Source organism: Actinomadura roseirufa (assembly GCF_900659635.1).
Taxonomy (GTDB): domain Bacteria; phylum Actinomycetota; class Actinomycetes; order Streptosporangiales; family Streptosporangiaceae; genus Spirillospora; species Spirillospora roseirufa.
Map to the genome: position 1 here is coordinate 1 of NZ_CAACVB010000491.1, position 2897 is coordinate 2897.

General features: G+C 76.6%; 2 protein-coding genes. Both read left to right on the top strand.

Annotation, left to right across the window (positions count from 1 at the left end):
• Positions 1 to 1415 (top strand): FtsX-like permease family protein (locus E1291_RS42950; protein WP_165495540.1); only part of this gene is annotated, 1415 nt, incomplete at its 5' end.
• 113 nt (positions 1416 to 1528) lie between these two features.
• Positions 1529 to 2866: a DUF2079 domain-containing protein gene (locus tag E1291_RS40640; RefSeq protein ID WP_131743358.1), complete on the top strand. Its 1338-nt coding sequence runs from the start codon at positions 1529 to 1531 to the stop codon at positions 2864 to 2866.
• Positions 2867 to 2897: the final 31 nt, after the last annotated feature.

Sequence of the window (2897 nt, forward strand, 5' to 3'; positions counted from 1 at the left end):
CGACGCTCTTCCGATCTGGCGGCCGCCGCGACGCCGCCCGCGCCCGCCGCGGCTGGCCGATCGCCGGCGCCGCGTCGATCCTCGCGGGCGTGCTGATGAGCCTCGTCGCGGTCTTCCCGCTGCACGAGATCGGGGCCGTGCTCGGCGCGATCGCGATCATCCTCGGCTGCGTGATGGTCGCTCCCTGGCTGGTCGGCGCCGCCGGCCGGGCCGCCGCCGGGCTCCCGGTGCCGCTCCGCCTCGCCGTCCGCGACGGCGCCCGCAACCGCGGCCGCAGCGCCCCGGTGGTCGCCGCGATCATGGCCGCGGTGGCCGCGGTGACGATGGTGGCGATCGGGGGCGCCAGCGACTTCCGGCAGCAGCGGCTGGAGTACCTGCCGCGGATTCCCCACGGGACGACGATGATCCGGCCGCCGGTGGACCGCGCGGACGCGGTGGGCGCCGCCGTCCGGCGGGCACTGCCCGGCGTCCCCGTCGTGCCGCTGAACGCCTTCCCGGGCGAGGACTCGGTGTGCCAGAGCGCCGACTCGACGCACTGCCCCAGTGTGTCGTTCGCGGTGAAGGACGACGGCGGCTCCCGGACGATCGTCCTGGACAACGTGGTCGGCGGTGCCCGTGAGGCACGGCTGCTGCTCGGCCGGGACGACCCCGCGGTGACGTCCGCGCTGGCCCAGGGCAAGATCGTCCTGTTCCGCTCGGGGCCGCTCGCCCGGGGCACCACCACCGCGACCGTGGCGGTGTGGGACCAGGGCCGGCGGCGCACGCTGCGCAAGATCAGCGACCTCCCGGCGATCGGCGTCCGGGACGATCCGCACGCCTGGGCCATCATCCCCCCGTCCGCCGCGGCGCGGGTGGGGCTGCCCGTCCGGACCGAGGCGTTCGGCGTCGACCGCGCCGACCACCGGGTCACCAAGGCGGAGGAGGCCCGGCTGAAGGAGACCCTCGCGGTCTTCGCCCAGGACCCCGGCGCCGTCTACGTCGAGCGGGGGTTCACCGGGTCGTTCGGCGGGACCCTGCTGGCGCTCGCCGCCGCCGCTGCCGTGCTGGCCCTCGGCGGCTCGCTGATCGGGACCCGGCTGGCGGCCGCCGACGCGCTGCCCGACCTCGCGACCCTCGCCGCCGTCGGAGCCCGCCCGCGCACCCGGCGGGCGCTCATGATGGGCCAGGCCGGGTTCCTCGCGGTGCTGGGCTGCTGGCTCGGGATCGCGGCGGGTCTCGTCCCGGGGATCGCCGTGGCGCGCCCGCTCACCGCCGCCCCGGACCCGGAGGCCGGCGGCGGCGATCACGGCATGATCCTCGTGATCCCCTGGGAACTGCTGCTGCTGGTCGGCGTGGGCGTGCCGCTGGTGGCGGTCCTCGCGGCCGGCGCCCTCACGCGCTCCCGCCTCCCCATGGCCCACCGGACGGCGTCCTGACGGCGTCCTGACGGGGTCCGCGCCCGCCCGCGGCGCATCGGCGCCACGGGCGTCGCCCCCGCGTCCACCCGTCGCGATCTCACCGTCGTCCGGTTGCTGGTAGCGTCCGGCGCGTGGCTGAGGCGGTGACGGTGGAGGGGGTCGTGAACGAGGTCCCGGACGGCCGCGGGCGGGCGCGGGACCGGTTCGGGGCCCGGCTGCGGGCACGGTTCGCCGGGCGCGTCCCGGCGCGGCCCCGGCCCGGGTCGGCGGGGCGGCGCGAGCACGTCGCCCTGTGGGCGCTCGTCACCGTCAGCGCGGCGCTGTACGCCGCGTACTCGCTGATGCGGCTGCGGGCGTTCCGGACGAGCAGCTACGACCTGGTGATCTTCGACCAGGCGGTCCGCTCCTACAGCCGCTTCGGCGCGCCCGTCGCCATGGTCAAGGGCGTGCACAACGGCTTCGGTCCCGGCTTCGCCATCCTGGGCGACCATTTCTCGCCGATCCTGGCGCTGCTGGCGCCGCTGTACTGGATCCACGACGGGCCGGGGACGCTGCTGGCCGCCCAGGGCGTCCTGTTCGCGCTCGCGATCGTGCCGATCTGGCGGTACTCCCGGCGCAGGGCCGGCGCCGCCGGGGCGTTCTGCGCCGCCGGCGCCTACGCGCTGTCCTGGCCGGTCGCCGAGGCCCTGGCGTTCGACTTCCACGAGGTCGCGTTCGTCCCGCTGCTGTCGGCGCTCATGATCGAACGGTACGACGCGGGACGGCGCGGGCACGCCGCGGCGGCGGCCGCGGCGCTGCTGCTGGTCAAGGAGGACATGGGCCTGCTGCTGGTCGGCTTCGGCCTCTTCCTGCTCGCCGTGCGCGACGACCACGACGGGGCGGAGGCGCACGGCGGCTGGCTGCCCGGCGGCGACCGGCGCGCGGGCCTCGCCTACATCGTGTGCGGGCTGGTCACCACGTGGGTGTGCTCCCGCGTGGTGATCGCCGCGTTCGGCGGGGACAACGACTACTACTGGGCGTACGGCTCCCTCGGCCCCGACCTGCCGCACGCCGCCGTGCACGCCCTCACCCACCCCTGGGACGTCGTGACCGTGCTCGGCAGGCCGCCGCACAAGATCGGCACGATGGCGCTGCTCGTCCTGCCGCTGCTGTTCCTGCCGCTGTTCTCGCCGCTGACCCTCGCCGCCCTGCCGCTGCTGGCCGAGCGGATGCTCGCCAGCCGCTTCGGCAACTGGTGGGAGCCCCACTACCACTACAACGCGTTCATCGTCGCCGTGCTCGTGCTCGCCTCGGTGGACGGCGCCGCCCGGTTGCGCGCGCGGCTCGGCCGGCGGGGGCGGGGGCGGCCGCCCGCGGCGCTCCCGGCGGCCGCGCTGCTCACCGCCGCGGCCGTGAGCGTCCCGTTCTTCGCCTATGTCGCGGCCCGCGCGGTCGACGACAGTCGCGTGCAGGCGCCATGCCTCTGGTGAGATCGTCCCGGGTGGGCGGCGGCGTCCGGCG